The following is a 16,336-nucleotide window of genomic DNA, read 5'->3' as shown; positions in this document are numbered from 1 at the left end:
AAGGGCGGCTTTCCGCCTCATCCATCCCCCTGCCGCAGCAGCAGCGAAAGGAAGAAGCCGTCGCCGGCCTCGAGCGGGGTCCAGAGGCGCTGTGTCGCCACGTCGAATTCTGGATTTTCCGACAGGAAGCGGCTGATCTGGCTGTCATTTTCATCATCCAGCAGCGAGCAGGTCATATAGGCCAGATGCCCGCCCTGCGCGACCATCCGGGCCACGTCGCGCAGGATTTGCGCCTGCGTCACAAGCAGCCGGTCCAGATCCTGCGGCGTCGTGCGCCAGCGCGCATCCGGGCTGCGCCGCCACGTGCCGCTGCCCGAACAGGGCACATCCGCCACGACCAGATCGAAACGCCCCGTGACCCGCGGCAGAACCGACACGCGCGCCCCCGCCCGCGCCGCACGAGCGGGCAGATCCTTGAGCCGCTGCGGGGCGGCGTCATGGGCGAAGAAGGTCGCGCCGGGTTGCCGCGCGGCCAGCGCCAGCACCTTGCCGCCCCCGCCCGCGCAGTAATCCAGAACGCGCATCCCCGGGGCCAGCGGAAGCGCCTCGCAGGCCAGTTGTGGCGACAGGTCCTGCAACTCGACCAGCCCGTCGCGATAGGCGCTGCTGGCGGCCACGCGCCTCTCGCCCTCGGTCACGCGCAAAGCCGAGGCGCCCGCGCCCGGCTCGGTCAGCACGCCGTCCGTGGCCAAGGCGGCGGCAGCGGCTTCGCGCGGGCCGCGCGCCAGGTTGGCGCGCAACCAGACCGGCGCGCGCTGCCCCATCGTTGCCGCAACCGCCTCGGCCCGGTCGCCGAGCGAGGCACGCCAGGCCGGGTGCAGCCACTCGGGCAGATCGGCCAGCGGGCCGGGGGGCGTGGCGGCATGGGCGGCTTCGGCCTCGGTCAGGGGCGCGGGGGCGTGGCCGGTGCCTGTGAACAGCGCCTGCGGATCGCGGCCCTCGGCGCGGGCAAGGCCGATCATCAGGCCACGCCCCGTCAGCCCCCCGCCCAAGGCTGCCAGCGTGTTGCGCTGCCGCAGCGCGCCAAAGACCAGATCGCGCACTGCCGCCCGATCACCCGAGCCCGCAAAACGCGAGGCGCGCGACCAGCGCAGCAGCGCGGCCTCGGCCGGGTCTCCGTCAAGGATGCGGTCCAGCACCTCGATGGCGGCGGCGATCCGGGCGCCGGGCGTCACCAGCGCCCCCAGTCACGATGTCTCATTCGGCGGCCTTCCAACCCGTTGCGAAGGCGCAGAATGCTACAGGCAGGTCGAGGTCGCAATGACCGGAAACAGCGTGAACAGGCTGGAGACCAGCCCGATCCATGCCCCCGCCACGATCAGCCAGCGCGACCGTCCCGGCGGTATGCCTCGCGGCACCACGCGCAGCACAACCACATGCAGCGCCAGCCCCACGCCCCAGGCCAGCCACATCGCCATGTGGTGCCAGTCGGTGAACAGGACCGGCACGCGCGTCCAGCCCAGATTGCAGCCCGCCCCGTGCAGCCCGTAGACGACCGAGAACAGCACCCCCCAGAGGACCGGCCCGACCAGAGCCCGCCAGAGCCAGCTCATGACAGCACCTCCTGCGCGACGATCAGCACGAGAGACACGGCCGACGTGCCCAGCCAGAACATCTGGAACAACTGCCAGATCGGTGAGGCCCCGACGCGTGTGGCGCTGACGCGGCCCTGACGGTGATCGGCAAGGCTGCGCAGCGCCAGAAGCGAAGCCACGACGCCGTGAAAGACCGCAAAGCCCAGCACCACCCCGCGCAGCGCGTCGCGGGCATGGCGTGTCGGATCGTCAAGCCCGTAGGCCAGCACAGCCAGCGCGGCCAGCGCCAGTCCGCCCGAGCCAAGCCCGACCAGCGCCCAGGTGCCGCCAATCGGTGTGGTCCGGGCGGTCTCGGCCCGGAACGAGGCGACGAGGCCCAGCGCCATCGCCGCAAGCGCCACCAGCGCGGCGATCACATTCTGCAGCGTGGCGATGCCGCTGACCGGCGCAGGCCAGTTCGGTGCCACCACGGTCAGGAAGCCCACCCCGAACATCAGCGAGGCGTAGAGCGTCCCGTCCGCCAGCAGCAGCGCCAGCGTGCCGGTGCGCGCTAGCGTGTTGCGGCGCTGAAAATGCAGCGGCAGGTCCAGATCGGGCGCGACGCGCGCGGGCGGATGGTCGCGATCCGTGCCCATGATGTCGCCCCATTTCCACGCCGCCCAGATCGTCAGCAGGATGCCGACGGGTGCCAGCCAGTAGAACCCCGAGAGCATCGCCGCAAAGAAGCTGCCGATCGCGGCAGAGGTCAGCAGGGGCAACGAGGTGCTGTGGGCCAGCACCGCCACATGGTCGGGCCTGCCGCTGCCCGGCTCGACCACCAATGTCTCGCGCCAGCCGCGCGGGGCGCCGGGCAGCAGCCCCTCGCCGCGCGCCAGAGGCAAAAGCGCATTCGCGTCCCCATGGCGCGGACCGGGCAGCGAGGCGAAGTTGTAGGACGGCGCCGGCAACGGCATCGCCCAGTCCAGCGTCGGCGCACGCCAGGGATTGCGCCAGCTGCGCCGTCCGAACAGCCATTGCATCGCCACGTCAAAGGCAAAGAGCGCAAAGCCCGCCGCCGTGATCATCCCGAAGATCGACGAGATCAGGTTCAGCCATTCCCATTCCGGATTGTCGGGATAGACCGCGATGCGGCGCGGCATCCCCAGAAGGCCGGTCAGATGCATCAGGAAAAAGGTTCCATGAAATCCGATCAGGATCAGCCAGAACGCAGCCTCGCCCAGGCCCCTCACGCGCCAGCGCCCGCAGATCAGCGGCATCCAGTAGCTCACTGCGGCCAGCATCGGAAAGACGAAGCCTCCGATCAGGACATAATGCAGATGGGCGACCACGAAATGCGTGTCATGCGCCTGCCAGTTGAAGGGCACCATGGCCAGCATCACGCCGGTCAGCCCGCCCATCACGAAGGTCGCGAAGAACCCCATGATATAGAGCATGGGCAGCCGGAACTGCACCTGCCCCATCCACATCGTGCCGATCCAGGCGAAGATCTGGATCGCCGTCGGCACCGCCACCAGCGCAGAGGCCGCCGAGAAGAAGGCCAGCGCCATATGCGGAATGCCCACGGTGAACATGTGGTGCACCCAGAGCCCGAAGGACAGAAAGACCAACCCGGCCACCGCCGCCACGATGGCGCCATAGCCCAGGATCGTGGTCCGCGACAGGATCGGGATGATCGTGGACAGGGCCCCTGCGGCGGGCAGGAAGATGATGTAGACCTCGGGATGACCGAACAGCCAGAACAGATGCGCCCAGAGCAGCGGGTCGCCGCCGCGGGCGACCTCGAAGAATGGCCAGTCGAAGGCGCGCTGCACCTCGAGCAGGATCGAACCGAGGATCAGCGGCGGAAAGCCCACCAGCATCATCACCGCCGTGCCCAGCAGATACCAACCCATGAGCGGCATCTTCGTCAGCGGCATGCCCCCCGCGCGGCAGCGCAGGATGGTCACGGTAATCTCGACCGCGGCGGCCATGGCGCTGATCTCGACGAAGGTGACGCCCAGAAGCCAGACATCCGCGTTCACGCCGGGGCTGTGGGTGCGGTCCGACAGGGGTGTATACATGAACCAGCCGTCATCGGGCGCGACCCCGAAGACCAGCGACAGCACGATCACGCTGCCGCCGAAGAAATAGCACCAGTAGCCAAGCGCGCTGAGGCGCGGAAAGGCCATGTCCCGCGCGCCCAGGATCTTGGGCAGAAGCCACAGCGCCAGCCCCTCCAGCATGGGGATGGCGAACAGGAACATCATGATCGTGCCATGCATGGTGAAGATCTGGTTGTAGAGGTCCAGATCCAGGAAGGCGCCCTGCCGCGTGGCAAGCTGGGCGCGGATCAGCATGGCCAGCACGCCTCCGATGGCGAAGAAGACGAAGGCCGTCACCATGAAGCGCAGCCCGATCGTGCCATGGTTGACCGAGGTGAAGAACCCCTTCCAGCCCGGCTCGTCGCGCCAGACATCGTCCAGTTCGCGGTGCAGCCGCAGCGCGCGGCGGGGCGGGTTCGCGGCGATGTCGAGGCTGTCGACCATCGGTTCGGACGGCGCGATGGCGCGGGGATCGGCGGGTGGCGTGAACGTCATGGAAGGATCCCTGCCTGATTGTCTGCGAAAGCCGCCATCGCCTCGGACATGTCGGGCATGGGCAGGGCGGGGTCGTAGGCGACGACGGTGAAGCGCATGAAATTGTGTCCGAAGCCGCAGAATTCGGCGCAGAGCCCCTCGTAGATGCCGGGCGCGTCGGCGCGCAGGCGATGGCGGTTCGCATGGCCCGGAACGGCATCCATCTTGCCGCCGAGCTGCGGCACCCAGAAGCTGTGGATCACATCGGCCGAGGTGATGACCACATCGAAGCTGGCCCCGGCAGGCACGAACAGCGTGTTCCGCGTGACGACCGGCACGCCGCCGGGGCCGGGCTGCGTGAACTGCCATTCCCATTGCGCGGCATGGGCCGAGACTTCCAGCGCGTCATCGGCGCGCGCCAGCATGCGCTCGCCCAGCCACAGCGAAAAGCCGACCAGCACGGTCAGGACGCTCAGCGTGAAGCCCAGGCCCCAGCCCCAGATCCAGTGCCGTTCCGAGGCCCGCCCGCCCTTGTTGCGGACCGCGAGGATCAGCATCACGCCGACCAGCAGCGTGATCAGCGTCGACCCCGCCAGCATGGCCCACCACAGGATCGCCGCGTCCCGCGCCGCCGGACCCGAGGGTTCGAGCGTGCTGAGCGGACCGTCGCAGCCTGCCAGCAGCGGAACCGCCAGCGCGGCAGCCGCCTTGTTCCCCCATGATCGCCGTCCGAACAGGAGAGACCGCCGATGCGCCAGAAACGAAGCTGGAAACAGCGCCGCCGCCTTGCCGACCCGATCGAGGAACATGTCGCCTTTGACGACACCGAGACCAAGATCGCCCTGTCCGGCCATCCGCTTCACGCGATGATGGTGGCCTTTCCCATCGCGCTGGCCTTCTCGACCCTGGGGGCGGACGCGCTCTATTGGTGGACGGGCGATGATTTCTGGCCGCGCGTCGCGCTGTGGGCCTCGGGGGCGGCCTTCGGGCTGGGCGTCGCGGCTGGCGTGACCGGCACGATCGAACTTCTGATGGTGCCGGGCATCCGCATCCGGTCGGCTAGCTGGACTCATTTCATACTCGCGGTGATGCTGCTGTCGCTCTTGGGTCTGAACTGGGGCTTCCGTCTGCCCGATCCCGAAGGCGCCGTCTTGCCCTTCGGCTTCCTGCTGTCGGCGCTGACGGGGCTGATGACGGGGATCACCGGCTGGCATGGCGGAAAGCTGGTCTTCGACTACCAGATCGGCACGCAGCGCGGGGGCCGGGGCAACGAGGACTAGGCGCCCCCTCATGACTGGCCCCCCGCCTGACCATCTGCCTGACCGCGCGGGGCCAGCATGAATTCGGGCATGAGATCGGTGGTCCAGGCCAGATCGGGCTTGGCCAGGACCAGCCACAACACCCCGACCATCAGCGGTATCCCCAAGACCAGCGCCCAGACGGGCGAAGGCAGGTGGTGCAGGCCGCGCTTCTCGGCCGAGGACAGGATCAGATGGCCGATCCAGGCATGGACCAGGCTCATCCCCGCGACCAGGGCCAGCTTGGCGATGAACCACAGATCAAAGACCTGATCGGCAAAGATCAGCCCCGTCCCCGCCGCGATGGCGATGATCGCCGCCGGGGTGGCAAAGCCGACATAGCCGTAATGGGTGATCAGCCTGAACTCGGCATAGCGCGCCTGCGTCTGTTCCGAGCCGGTCTGCCGCTGCCAGATCGCGCCGTAGAGATACAGCATCAGCGGCAGCGCGATCATCGCCGCGCACCAGGCGACCATCGCGGCGATGTGCAGAAATTTCAGCCCCGCGACGATCATGCGGCGAAACTCCGGCGCCAGCCCTGCCACAGCATCCCCGCCGCGATGGCCGCGACCGGCAGGAAGCCCGGCACCCACATGACCAGACCGGCAAGCTGCTGATCGACCAGCGGGTCGATCCCCCAGGCCACCGCGCCCTCGACATGCGGGAAATACAGGATGGCGGGCGCGAAGGTCAGGATCGCCCCCAGAAAGCCCATGACCCCGGCCAGCCCGCCGATCAGGACGGCGCGGCGCAGCGCCTCGTCCCCGGCAGGTCCTGGCGCCAGCACCGCCGACCAGAAGGCCCAGGCCGGCAGGATCATCGCCGCCTGCATCAGCCAGTAAAGCCCGTCCGACCGCCAGATCGCCTCGTAGATCGCGGGAACATGCCAGGCGACCATCACGCCCGACAGCACCGCCAGAGACAGACCCGCGGGCAGGCGGCGTGCAAGGATGGGCCAGGCCACCGCAAGCGCGGGCGCGGCCAGCGTGATCAGCAGCAGGTGATGGGCCGAGCGAACCGAGAACAGCGCCACCGTCATCGCGCAGAGCGGCGAGACGAAGGCCACGACCAGAGCCGCCACCGCGATCAGGCCCGGAACCCGCTGCGCCCGCCCCGCGCGCCACAGGATCAGGCCCGATAAGACGGCCAGTCCCGCCAGCAGCGGCGGGTCGAGGTTCCAGCTTTGCCACAGCGCGCCCGGAGCCGGGGCCGGTCCGCAATAGGGGTCAAGCCTGTCGCTCATCATGGTGCCTCGTTCTGCTGTGGCCCGATCTGCCGCGGGTGCCGCGACCGCCTGCGCCCGCCGGTCGCGCACGCGGCCGGGCGCTCCTGTCCACCGTGACAACCGCGCCCGGGCGGGTCGGTTCCCGGCCGGAACGCCGGAACCGTCGCGCGCGCCTGACGTTGGCCTGCCATGAGCCCCCGCCCTGCCCCGCCGCATCACCATGTCCGGCCTGCGGACCGCCCCGCCATCGTCCTGGCCGAGGCGACGGGCTGGGTTCTGGCGGCGGCACTGCTGCTGGCGCTGCCCTTCCTGGTCATCCTTGCCGGAGACCCACCGCGCGGCGGTGCCCTGACGCGCAATCTGGCCTATGCGCTCGGCTTCGGCGGGCTGGCGCTGGCGGGGCTGCAATTCGCGCTGACCGGCCGGCTGAAGCCGCTGCTGCGCCCCTTCGGCGCGGACATCGTGCCCGTCTTCCACCGCTTTCTCAGCTGGGCGGCCCTGGCCTTCATGCTGGGCCATTTCGGGATGCTCTATGTCTGGCATCAGGACGATCTGGGCAGCCTCAGCCCGCTTCAGGCGCAGCCGCACATGACGGCGGGCCGGGTCGGGCTGGCGGCCTTCGTGGTGCTGATCGTCAGTTCCGAATTCCGCAAGCGGCTGGGGCTGGATTACCTGTGGTGGCGCAGGCTGCATGTGGCGCTGGCGCTGATCGGGTTCGGGGCAGCCGTCTGGCACGTGCTGGGCGCGGGCTACTTCACCGCCGAGGACGGCACGCGCGGACTGTGGCTGGCGGTGACGCTGGCCTGGCTGGGGCTGATCCTCTACACGCGGCTGATCCGGCCGTGGTGGCAATCGCGCAACCCGTGGCGCGTGATCGAGATCCGGGACGAGGGTGACGGCATCCGCCTGCTGCGCCTGCGCCCCGAAGGCCGCCCCCTGCGCGACTGGCGTCCCGGCCAGTTCGCATGGCTCGCCATCGGCAATTCGCCCTATTCGCTGCGCGAACACCCTTTCACAATCGCCACCGCCCCCGACAAGGGCCACGAGATCAGCTTTGCCATCAAGGCCCTGGGCGACGACAGCCGCCGCCTGTCCGAGGCCCGCGTCGGCAGCACCGCCTGGATCGACGGCCCTTACGGCGTCTTCACCATCGACCGAGAGGCCGATGCGCCGGGCTTCGTGATGATCGCGGGCGGGGTGGGCATCACGCCGATCATCGCGAACCTGCACGCGCTGCAGGAACGCCGCGATCCGCGCCCGGTCCATCTGCTTTACGCCAATGCCGACTGGGACGGCGCGGCCTTTCGCGACGAGCTGGCCCGCATCGCGCGCGACATCGACCTGCGCGTGACCCATGTGCTGGAAACCGCGCCCGATCCGCGCCCCGAGGGCCAGCACATCGCCGAGGGCCGGATCGACGCCGATCTGATCCAGCGCGTTCTGCCGCCCGACAGCCGCGATTGGCCGCACATGATGTGCGGGCCCGCCCCGATGCTGGCGGCGCTGCGCAAGGCGCTGCGCGGACGCGGCGTGCCCGCCCACCGCATCCACAGCGAAATCTTCGAGATGGTCTGACCCATGCGCCCGCTTCTTGCCCGCATCCTGGCCCTGATCCTCGCGCTCGTGACGCTTGGCTATGCCATCGGGTTGGCCCTGCTGGTCAGCTAGCAAGGCTTGCATCCGTCGCCGCGCTGGCGGATCAATCAGCCAGCGAAAAGGCCATCGGAGCCCCAAATGAGCCTGCCCCTGCTTGGCGTTGCCCTGACCTATCCCGATTTCGACGACCTGCGCGACTGGATCTGCGGACCGGGCCGCGCGGTCGAGATCCAGGATTTCTGCGCGCTGGACGCGATCCGCGGCGTGTGCGACGACCTGATCGCCGCCTGGGCCGCGCTGCGCGACGACCTGACCGGGCCGGTGGGCATCCACGGGCCGTTCCTGGGTCTGGATATCGGCAACCCTGATGCCGAGATCCGCGCCGTCGTGCAGAAGCGTCTGCTGGAAGGGGTCGAGATCGCGCTGGCCCTGCGCGCCGACCAGATGGTCGTGCACAGCCCCTTTACCTATTGGCAGCATCTGAACCGCGAGAATTACCCCTCGATCAGGCCCGCGATCTTCGAGGCGGCGGAGGATTGTCTGGCCCCCGTCCTGGCCCGCGCGGCCGAGGGCGGCTGCCAGATCGTGCTGGAGAACATCGACGATGCCGATCCCGGCATCCGCGTCGATCTGGTCGCGGCGATCGACCATCCGCTGCTGGCCGTCTCGCTGGATACGGGCCATGCCGAGCTGGCGCATGGCCGCTATGGCGCGCCGCCGGTTGTGGATTACATCGCCGCCGCGCGGGGACGGCTGGGCCATGTGCATCTGCAGGACGCGGATGGCTATGCCGACCGGCACTGGCATCCGGGCGACGGGCGCATCCCGTGGCGGCCGGTCTTCGATGCGCTGGCCGCCCTGCCCGACACGCCGCGCCTGATCCTCGAGGTGAATGCCGACCTGCCCCGCCTGCCGCAGACGGTGGCGCGGCTGAACGCGCTTGGCCTTGCGCGCTGATCAATCCGACAGGCCGTCCCGCCAGGGCAGATCGGGCAGGCCCGCATCCGGCACGGCCGCCGCCGCTTGTCCGGCGGCCAGCGCCCGGCGCAGGGCGTCGCGGTCGGGGATGTCGGCGCCTCGGGACAGGGCGCGGGCCAGCCAGCGCGTGATCTGGGGGGCCGAAAGGCTGGTGCCGCTCAGCCGTTGCCAGGCGGCTGGCGCGATGCCGGGCAGGACCATGCCCTGCCTCGCCGCGCTGCGATCGGCGGGCGCGGTCACGTCGCCCGCGCGTCCGTCCGGCAGCAGCCCGCAATAGGGGCTGAGCCGCGCCTCGGGTCGGATCGTCGTGGCTCCGACGCGGATCTGGCGGCGCCCGCGCGCATAGGCGCTGGCCGAGCCGTTGCGGCGGATCGGCCCGGGCGCGGGGTCGGGATCGGCGCCCGGCCAGCCGCCGTCATCGTCGCGCAGCGCATGGGCGGGATCGACCAGCCGCGACTGCCGCCCCTGCGCGCGAAAGCCGGGCAGCCGGTCGTCGCGACGGATCGCCAGCGTGCAGCCTGAAGGGCCGGCCGCGACCAGATGCAGATGCCACAGGCCCGGCAGGCCCGCCCCCCTGTCGGCCTCTGCCATGTCGTCCGCAGGCAGCGTCGGCGGCAGGATCAGCGTCAGGCAGGCCCGTCTGCCACCCCGCCGCTGAAGGACCGCCCTCACCAGCCGCCTGCCCTGCCCGTCGCAGAGCCAGCCCGAACCGGTGGCCGTCAGCCCCACCTCGCCCGTCGCGCCCGAGGGCGCGGTCACGCGCAGGACCGGCGCGGCCTCGCCGGGGGCCGCCCAGATCTCGACGGCATTGGGCGTGGGATCGCCCGGCGGGATCTGCCAGCCGACGCCCTGCCCCGACATCAGATGCCCGCGCAGACGGTCCTGCCGGTTGTTTCCGGTCGGCAGGACGACATGGACCAGCCCCAGATCGTCGCCGGTCCGGTCCGCGATCGCGTCCTGAAGCCGCGTCAGCAGCAGGCTGCCATCATCCGCCCCGGCCGTCACGCCAAGCGACAGGTTCAGGACGACCGCGGGCCGCACCCGTCGCCCCGCCCGGGCGGACATCTCGCGCGCAAGCGCACGGGCGCGGGCGATCACGAAGATCACCGCGGCCTGGATGAACAAGGCCGCCACGCTGCCCGAGGTCTCGGCCAGCGCCGCGCGGGGCAGCGACACCGCCAGAACCGGATGGTCGCGCCCCGCCGGATCGTCCGGATCATGACCCGCCGCCAGCGCCGCCACCGCCGCGCCATGGCTGGACGCGGCCGCCATCGCCATGCAGCGCCCCGGCGCCATCAGCCCGGCGGCGCGATAGGCCGCCAGCGGATCGCCGGGATCGGCCAGCGCGTCGATGACGCCGCCCCGCAACTCGCGCCCAAAGGCCAGATCGGCGCGGGCCTCGGTCGCCGGGGCCTCCATCAGCCAGATCGCGGCCATGCGGCTGCGGCCCGATTCCGTGCGGAACAGCGGATGGGCAAAGGGGATCGCATGGTCGATCACCGCGACGATGACCGCCCGATCCAGGTCGGCGGGATGGGCGTCGGGATGCAGAAACGCCTCGTCGGCGGCGGGCGGCAGGTCGGGCGCCGGGATCACATCGGACGGCACCAGCCGTGGCAGATGCGCCAGCACCGGATCGAACAGGTCAAGGCTCTCATGCGCGATCATCGTCCGAACGCCGCCTCGATCAGCGCCGCAAGGGCCGCGCGCTGCGCCTCGTGCGGGCGTTCGGCCATGGCGGGATCGCGGGCCAGAAGATCCTCCAGCAGGGGCCAGACCTCATCGTCGCGGATCGCCTGATCCGGCGGGTCGGGCTGCCAGTCGAGCGCGCGGTCTACCCCCATCGTTGCCCCCAGTCCTGCCCCGCCCCCTGCCACAGGGCCGCCAGCAGAGGCGCCTCGGGCACGGCAAAGGCCTCGGTCGGGGCAAGGCAGGTCGCGTCCCGCCAGGCCCGACAGAAGGCAGGCAGATGAAAGTCACGGCTGCCCCCCGGCGCGTCGGCGCCCCATGCGCCGCCATCCAGCGTCAGGCCCGTCACCTCGGCCCCCGTCGCGCGCGCCACCAGCCAGCCCGCGACGGCCAGCCCCAGCACCGCCCCCGCCGCGCTGTCGACCGGATAATGCACGCCCGCGACCGTCCGGTTCACGGCGATCCGCGCGGCCATCCGGTCCAGCGGGCTGGCCGGGTCCGGGCCACCGGCCCCCGACAGGGCGGCCAGCATCCCGGCCAGCGCAAAGGCCTGCGCGGCATGGCCACTGGGAAAGGCCGAATGCCCCGGACAGGCGATCACCGGCTGGATGTCGGGCGACAGCACATGCGGGCGCGCCACGCCGAATCCCAGCTTGGCGCGCTGAACCATCGCCGTCGCCAGATCCTGCACCACCCCGGCCAGCAGCATCAGGCAGGGTGTCCATCCCGAGGCCAGCGGCAGGATCGAGCCGAAGAACGGCAGGATCGTCCCGGTCTGGGCCAGGATTTCGGGCATGCGCTCGGCGCGCAATTCGGCATAGCCCGCGACAAGCTGCGCCTCGGCCATGAAATCCGCATCCGAGGGGCGCACGATCCCCGCCAGTGTGCCGCCCCCTGCCGTGATCGAGAAACGGTCCAGGCCGGCCTGCACCGAAAGCCCCTCGGACAGTTCGGATACCAGCGCGGCGATGGCGAAATGCGGCTCGATCCGGCGCAGGCGGGTCAGCGGCGTCTGCCGCGCCAGGCCGGGTTCCGCAACCGCGACCGCCCCCATCGGCGCGATAGCGTCGCGCGCGACCATCAGCGCCTGCGCCAGCGTCCCGCCCCCGTCGGACGCGCCCCCGGCATGGGCGTTATGGGCATTGTGCGCGTTGTGGGCATTATGGGCGTTATGCGCGTTATGCGCATTGGCAAGCGACATCGCATCCCCCTTTCGGCACCTGCAGGTGCCCCTTGTCTCGGATCGTGCAGCCGCCTTTCGGGCCGTGCCGATTGATGGCGCCGATTCGGTTGACCTATGGTAACATATCACGGGAATTTGTTCGGAGTTTCAGCCATGCGCCTTCGGCTTCGGCTGATGGGACAGGTGCGTCTGAGTGACGAGGACGGCCGCGACCTGACCCCGCGCGGCCGCAAGGCGCGGGGCCTTCTGGTGCTGCTGGCCATGGCGCCCGACCTGCGGTTGGGCCGCGCGCAGCTTCAGGACAAACTGTGGAGCGAAAGCCCGCCCGCGCAGGGCTCGGCCAGTTTGCGTCAGGCGCTGCACGAATGCCGGCAGGCGCTTGGCCCGGCGCTGATCGGCGGCGACGGCTGGGCGGGGCTGGACCCGGCGCGCGTGACGATCGATCTGGCGCCCGTGACCGGCCCGACCGGCCAGCCCAGCGAATTCGCCGAGGGTCTGGATATCGACGATCCGGAATTCGAGGATTGGCTGCGCGACACGCGTCTGGCGCTGGAGGATCGCCCCGCCCCGGACGAGCGGCTCCAACTGGTCCTGTCCGACGCGCAGGGCGACGGCCCGCAGGCGCGGATGCTGGCCGATTGCGCCTTGTCCGAGGCCGCCGCGCGCGCCGCCGCGCTGATCCCCGCGCAGGTGATGCGCCAATCGCTGACGCGCCCCTCTGGCCCCGGCCTGCTGATCGAGGCCTTGTGCATGGCGCAGCCAAGGGGCGGGGTCGTGGTGATGATGGTGCTGCGCGATCTTCAAAGCGGGGCGCAGCTTTGGGCGCAGCATTATCCGCTGGCCCCGGGCCTGCCCGATCTGCGCCGCGCCTCGGCGGCGATGGCGCTGACCATGATCCAGACCGCCGGGCAGATCACGCGCAGGACCGGCGGGCTTTACCCTCTGGGCGATCTGTTCAGCTTTTCGCGCGCACGTCTGCTGGCCGCCGACCAGCGCCTGGCCGCAAGCCCGGGGCCGGTGCCGCAGGCCCTGCGCGCCTTTCTGCGCTATACGCTGATCATCGAGCGGCAGGGCGGCGATCCCCGCATCCTGCTGGACGAGGCCGATGCCCTGGCCCGTCAGGCCCGCGAGGCCGCGCCCTGCGATCCGGTCGTGCTGTCGGTCGCGGCGCTGATGGCCAGCTGGCGCGGACAGGTCTCGGGCGCGCTGGATCTGGCGCGCCTGGCCTGCCGGATGGCGCCGGGTCACGATCTGGCGCAACTGGCGCTGTCGCAGGCGTTGAACGATGCAGGCCGCGACAGCGAGGCTCTGGTGGCGGCGTTGCGGGCGGGCACCGGGCCGCTGGCGGTTCTGGGCCCGGCCAGCTGGCGGCTGCGCCTTGCGGTCGCGCAGATCCGCACCGGCCGCCTGGCCGAGGCCGAGGACAGCGCAAGCGCGGCCCTGGCCCATGCCCCCGATTGCCGACCCGCCCTGCGGATGCTGGCCGCGCTGCGCCATCATCGCGGCGACGAGGCGGGCGCGGTCTCGGCGCTGGAGGCGTTGCGGCGGGCCGAGCCTGATTTTAGCCTGCCCCTGATGGCCAGCCCCGATTACCCGGTGACGACGCTGCGCCGGGCCGGGCTGCTGGGGGTGACGCGCTCGGGGCTCTAGACCCGGCATTCCCGAAAAGGCGGCGGCTTTCACGCGCCGATCACGGCGCGATCACGCGCGGCTGGCACATCCCGAATCGCGGACCGGCACAACGCCCGTCCCGATCCCGAGGAGGAAGCCGCAATGACCGACAAGAAAGCCAAACCCGAAGCCGCTCCGATCAGCGTCCTGCTGGAGATGCGTGCCGATCCCGGCATGTCGCCGATCCTGGGCATGAACAGCGTCCCCGCCCTGGCCGGCGGCGCGCTGACGCTGGACCCCGAATTCGTCCCCGTCGCCATGGGCGGCGAGGCCGAGGCGATGGCGGGCCTGCCCCAGACCTACATCCTGCGCGGCACCGTCGAAAGCGAGGACCAGCTTCGCGCGCTCGAGGCCGACCCGCAGGTGCTGCGCGTCTGGAAGGACACGCCCATCGCGCCCTTCGCCCATCCGGGCCATTCGAACGATGCCGGTCCGGATCTTGACGACAACCCCGCGATGGGCGCCTGCCCCATCGGCAGCTGCGACTGCACCCCGCGCACCCCGGTCGGCACGATCGCGGATGTCGCGCGCTATCTGGGCGCCGACCAGATGTGGTCGCGCGGCTATCGCGGCGCGGGTATCGTGGTGGGGGTGCTGGATGGCGGCATCACCGCGCAGGGCCGCCCCGTCAAGGCGGGCGAGACCCCGCGCCGCATCCCCCGCGTGATCGGCGGCTGGCCCGCCGCAAGCTGGGGCACCGAGGCCAGCGCCTGGGGCGAGCATGGCAACATGTGCGCCACCGACGTCCTGGGCATGGCCCCCGAGGCGCAGATCTTCGACATGCGGATTGCGGGTTCGGGCGGCTCGACCGGCACGATCTCGCGGGCGCTCCAGGCCTTTGACTGGGCGCTGAACCATTACCGCATGCACGGCACGCCGCAGATCCTGACCAATTCCTGGGGCATCTTCCAGGAAAGCTGGGATGCCAGCTATGCCCGCGACCCCAACCACCCCTTCACCCGCAAGGTGGTCGAAGCCGTAAATGCCGGGATCATCGTCCTGTTCGCCGCCGGGAATTGCGGCGATACCTGCCCCGACGGGCGCTGCGGCCCCGACACGGGCAGCGGGCGCAGCATCTGGGGCGCGAACGGCCACGAGGCGGTGATGACCGTGGGCGCGGTCAACCTGCGCGAACAATTCGTGGGCTATTCCAGCCGCGGCCCGGCGGCGCTGTCGCCGCGCAAGCCCGATTTCTGTGCCATCACGCATTTCACGGGCTACCACGATTCGGACAGCGGCACCTCGGCCGCGACGCCGATCCTTGCGGGGATCTGCGCGCTGCTGAAACAGGTCAAGCCGGCGGCCAATACCGAGATGCTGAAGAACGCGCTGATCGCGACCTGCAAGGATATCGGCCCCGCCGGGTTCGACATCCATTCCGGCCACGGCATCGTGCAGCCTCTGGGGGCCTATGACCGGCTGACGCGGATCCTGAAGCTGCCGCATGTGGACACGACGCCCACGCGCGACATCCTGGGCACGCCGGTCGTGGTGGACCGCCACGACACACCGGTCATCGTCGACCGGATCGGCACGCCGATCCTCAAGGACCAGCTGTCGACCCCGGTCATCCTGGACCGGCCCGTCACGCTGCCCGTCCAGGACCAGCCGGGCACGCCCGTGGTGCTGGACCAGCCGCGCACCTCGCCCCTGCTGGATCGCGGCGGCACCGTCATCGCGGAGCGGATCGACCTTCCCGATCCGGGGCGGCCCTTCGTTCTGTCCACGCCCCATCAGGCGCCCGAATGGCAGGACTTCCAGCAGATGCTGGGCGCCCCTGACGAAACCCTGGCCGAGCTGACCCGTCAGATCAACGAGTTGCATGCCGTTCTCGAGTCGATGGTCGCTCAGTACCAGGCCGCGACGGGTCAGGTCTGATCCGTCGCGCGGGCCGGCCCCTGCCCTCTGCCGCCCCGATGCGGGGGCCGGCCCGACCTTCCATCACCCCATTCCCCGGAGTTCCCCATGATACTGATCATCTCGCATCCCGAAGACGTTCACGCCCGCACCGTCATCGACCATCTGGATCGGCTTGGCGCCGAGAGCCAGATCCTGAACCTTGCCCGCTTTCCCCGCGCCGCGCGGCTGGTGCTGCGCTACGAGCCGACCGGCAGCCAGCTTGGCTTCAGCGACGACGAGGGGCGGCTGATCGACCTCGACCGGGTCGGCGCAGCCTGGTGGCGTCGTCCGCAGCCGCTGGAATTTGAGCCCGGCCTTCAGGCGCAGGACTTCGCCGCCGCCGAATGCGCCGAGGCGCTGGCGGGGCTGTGGCTCGCCATGCCGTCCGCCTGGATCAACCCGCCCGTCGAGGACGAGGCCGCCAGCCGCAAGAGCTGGCAGTTGCGGCTGGCGGGCCAGCTGGGCCTGGACCCGCCCGAGACGCTGATCACCACCTGCGCCGAAAGCGCCCGCGCCTTTCTCGCGCAGCATGGCGACGTCATCTGCAAGCCCTTCGCCGGCAGCCTGCGCTACTGGCGCGAGACGCGGCGCATCGGCGACGCCGAACTGGCGCAATTGGGTCAGCTGCGCCACGCCCCCGCGATCCTGCAACGCCGGATCGAGGGGCGCGACCTGCGCGTGACGGTCGTGGGCCGCAAGATCTTTGC

At 70.6% G+C, this 16,336-nt stretch carries 15 protein-coding genes; 6 read left to right on the top strand and 9 right to left on the bottom strand.

Annotated elements, in window-relative coordinates:
- Positions 1 to 17 precede the first annotated feature (17 nt).
- The 4 genes from QAR72_RS09090 to QAR72_RS09075 all read right to left on the bottom strand — a co-directional run bounded on the left by QAR72_RS09090 (position 18) and on the right by QAR72_RS09075 (position 4,899).
- Complete coding sequence (locus QAR72_RS09090) at positions 18 to 1,175, bottom strand: RsmB/NOP family class I SAM-dependent RNA methyltransferase (protein WP_304617056.1); 1,158 nt, start codon at positions 1,173 to 1,175, stop codon at positions 18 to 20.
- 63 nt (positions 1,176 to 1,238) lie between these two features.
- The gene (locus tag QAR72_RS09085; RefSeq protein ID WP_304617055.1) at positions 1,239 to 1,553 is read right to left on the bottom strand and encodes a hypothetical protein; all 315 of its coding nucleotides are present in this window, start codon (positions 1,551 to 1,553) and stop codon (positions 1,239 to 1,241) included.
- Positions 1,550 to 4,111 (bottom strand): cytochrome c oxidase subunit I, encoded by a 2,562-nt coding sequence (gene ctaD, locus QAR72_RS09080; protein WP_304617054.1) that lies wholly within the window; start codon positions 4,109 to 4,111, stop codon positions 1,550 to 1,552. Before ctaD ends, QAR72_RS09085 begins: the two co-directional genes overlap by 4 nt.
- The gene (locus QAR72_RS09075; RefSeq protein ID WP_304617053.1) at positions 4,108 to 4,899 is read right to left on the bottom strand and encodes a cytochrome c oxidase subunit II; all 792 of its coding nucleotides are present in this window, start codon (positions 4,897 to 4,899) and stop codon (positions 4,108 to 4,110) included. The genes ctaD and QAR72_RS09075 overlap by 4 nt, the downstream gene beginning before the upstream one ends.
- Between QAR72_RS09075 and QAR72_RS09070 the strand changes: the two genes are divergently transcribed.
- The gene (locus QAR72_RS09070; protein ID WP_304617052.1) at positions 4,840 to 5,370 is read left to right on the top strand and encodes a DUF2231 domain-containing protein; all 531 of its coding nucleotides are present in this window, start codon (positions 4,840 to 4,842) and stop codon (positions 5,368 to 5,370) included. The genes QAR72_RS09075 and QAR72_RS09070 overlap by 60 nt on opposite strands.
- A gap of 8 nt (positions 5,371 to 5,378) precedes the next feature.
- Here the strand turns inward: QAR72_RS09070 and QAR72_RS09065 are convergent, their stop codons facing one another.
- The gene (locus tag QAR72_RS09065) at positions 5,379 to 5,933 is read right to left on the bottom strand and encodes a CopD family protein (RefSeq protein WP_304617051.1); all 555 of its coding nucleotides are present in this window, start codon (positions 5,931 to 5,933) and stop codon (positions 5,379 to 5,381) included.
- Complete coding sequence (locus QAR72_RS09060) at positions 5,900 to 6,631, bottom strand: cytochrome c oxidase assembly protein (protein ID WP_304617050.1); 732 nt, start codon at positions 6,629 to 6,631, stop codon at positions 5,900 to 5,902. The genes QAR72_RS09065 and QAR72_RS09060 overlap by 34 nt, the downstream gene beginning before the upstream one ends.
- A gap of 171 nt (positions 6,632 to 6,802) precedes the next feature.
- Here QAR72_RS09060 and QAR72_RS09055 point away from each other — a divergent pair, with 171 nt between their 5' ends.
- A complete protein-coding gene (locus QAR72_RS09055) occupies positions 6,803 to 8,188 on the top strand; it encodes a ferredoxin reductase family protein (RefSeq protein WP_304617049.1) in 1,386 nt (461 codons plus the stop codon).
- A 159-nt stretch (positions 8,189 to 8,347) separates the two neighbouring features.
- Positions 8,348 to 9,166, top strand: a complete 819-nt coding sequence (locus tag QAR72_RS09050; RefSeq protein ID WP_304617048.1) for a sugar phosphate isomerase/epimerase family protein — start codon at positions 8,348 to 8,350, stop codon at positions 9,164 to 9,166.
- Here the strand turns inward: QAR72_RS09050 and QAR72_RS09045 are convergent, their stop codons facing one another.
- From QAR72_RS09045 to QAR72_RS09035, 3 genes are read right to left on the bottom strand one after another with little or no spacing between them, the layout of a single operon-like run.
- The gene (locus tag QAR72_RS09045; protein ID WP_304617047.1) at positions 9,167 to 10,855 is read right to left on the bottom strand and encodes a S8 family serine peptidase; all 1,689 of its coding nucleotides are present in this window, start codon (positions 10,853 to 10,855) and stop codon (positions 9,167 to 9,169) included. It lies immediately after the preceding gene.
- A complete protein-coding gene (locus QAR72_RS09040) occupies positions 10,852 to 11,031 on the bottom strand; it encodes a hypothetical protein (protein WP_304617046.1) in 180 nt (59 codons plus the stop codon). The genes QAR72_RS09045 and QAR72_RS09040 overlap by 4 nt, the downstream gene beginning before the upstream one ends.
- Complete coding sequence (locus QAR72_RS09035) at positions 11,022 to 12,077, bottom strand: phosphatase PAP2 family protein (protein WP_304617045.1); 1,056 nt, start codon at positions 12,075 to 12,077, stop codon at positions 11,022 to 11,024. The genes QAR72_RS09040 and QAR72_RS09035 overlap by 10 nt, the downstream gene beginning before the upstream one ends.
- Before the next feature lie 135 nt (positions 12,078 to 12,212).
- Here QAR72_RS09035 and QAR72_RS09030 point away from each other — a divergent pair, with 135 nt between their 5' ends.
- The 3 genes from QAR72_RS09030 to QAR72_RS09020 all read left to right on the top strand — a co-directional run.
- Complete coding sequence (locus tag QAR72_RS09030; RefSeq protein ID WP_304617044.1) at positions 12,213 to 13,709, top strand: SARP family transcriptional regulator; 1,497 nt, start codon at positions 12,213 to 12,215, stop codon at positions 13,707 to 13,709.
- Between the two features lie 123 nt (positions 13,710 to 13,832).
- On the top strand, positions 13,833 to 15,608 hold the full coding sequence (locus tag QAR72_RS09025) for a S8 family peptidase (RefSeq protein ID WP_304617043.1): 1,776 nt from the start codon (positions 13,833 to 13,835) through the stop codon (positions 15,606 to 15,608).
- Positions 15,609 to 15,695: 87 nt separating this feature from the next.
- Positions 15,696 to 16,336 (top strand): MvdC/MvdD family ATP grasp protein (locus QAR72_RS09020; RefSeq protein ID WP_304617042.1); only part of this gene is annotated, 641 nt, incomplete at its 3' end.

This window comes from Paracoccus sp. (in: a-proteobacteria) (assembly GCF_030604785.1).
Lineage (GTDB): Bacteria > Pseudomonadota > Alphaproteobacteria > Rhodobacterales > Rhodobacteraceae > Paracoccus.
The sequence above is the reverse complement of the archived record's forward strand: the minus strand, read 5'-3'. Positions and strand labels throughout refer to the sequence as shown.

Coding starts and splice junctions, on each gene's coding strand:
- QAR72_RS09085 (WP_304617055.1), bottom strand. CDS start 1,553: ATGAGCTGGCTCTGGCGGGCTCTGGTCGGGCCGGTCCTCTGGGGGGTG.
- ctaD (WP_304617054.1), bottom strand. CDS start 4,111: ATGACGTTCACGCCACCCGCCGATCCCCGCGCCATCGCGCCGTCCGAA.
- QAR72_RS09070 (WP_304617052.1), top strand. CDS start 4,840: ATGCGCCAGAAACGAAGCTGGAAACAGCGCCGCCGCCTTGCCGACCCG.
- QAR72_RS09075 (WP_304617053.1), bottom strand. CDS start 4,899: ATGTTCCTCGATCGGGTCGGCAAGGCGGCGGCGCTGTTTCCAGCTTCG.
- QAR72_RS09060 (WP_304617050.1), bottom strand. CDS start 6,631: ATGAGCGACAGGCTTGACCCCTATTGCGGACCGGCCCCGGCTCCGGGC.
- QAR72_RS09055 (WP_304617049.1), top strand. CDS start 6,803: ATGAGCCCCCGCCCTGCCCCGCCGCATCACCATGTCCGGCCTGCGGAC.
- QAR72_RS09050 (WP_304617048.1), top strand. CDS start 8,348: ATGAGCCTGCCCCTGCTTGGCGTTGCCCTGACCTATCCCGATTTCGAC.
- QAR72_RS09045 (WP_304617047.1), bottom strand. CDS start 10,855: ATGATCGCGCATGAGAGCCTTGACCTGTTCGATCCGGTGCTGGCGCAT.
- QAR72_RS09040 (WP_304617046.1), bottom strand. CDS start 11,031: ATGGGGGTAGACCGCGCGCTCGACTGGCAGCCCGACCCGCCGGATCAG.
- QAR72_RS09035 (WP_304617045.1), bottom strand. CDS start 12,077: ATGTCGCTTGCCAATGCGCATAACGCGCATAACGCCCATAATGCCCAC.
- QAR72_RS09030 (WP_304617044.1), top strand. CDS start 12,213: ATGCGCCTTCGGCTTCGGCTGATGGGACAGGTGCGTCTGAGTGACGAG.
- QAR72_RS09025 (WP_304617043.1), top strand. CDS start 13,833: ATGACCGACAAGAAAGCCAAACCCGAAGCCGCTCCGATCAGCGTCCTG.